The 237-nt window shown below is 52.7% G+C and carries 1 rRNA gene; it reads right to left on the bottom strand.

The features are described from left to right. A 23S ribosomal RNA gene (locus R0J92_RS26455) occupies positions 1–237 on the bottom strand; the annotation flags it as partial.

The raw sequence follows: 237 nt of genomic DNA on the forward strand, positions 1-237 counted from the left end.
GGGATGACCCCCTTGCCGAAACAGTGCTCTACCCCCGGAGATGAATTCACGAGGCGCTACCTAAATAGCTTTCGGGGAGAACCAGCTATCTCCCGGTTTGATTGGCCTTTCACCCCCAGCCACAAGTCATCCGCTAATTTTTCAACATTAGTCGGTTCGGTCCTCCAGTTAGTGTTACCCAACCTTCAACCTGCCCATGGCTAGATCACCGGGTTTCGGGTCTATACCCTGCAACTT

Source organism: Tritonibacter sp. SIMBA_163 (assembly GCF_046535935.1).
GTDB classification, from domain to species: Bacteria; Pseudomonadota; Alphaproteobacteria; order Rhodobacterales; family Rhodobacteraceae; genus Epibacterium; species Epibacterium scottomollicae.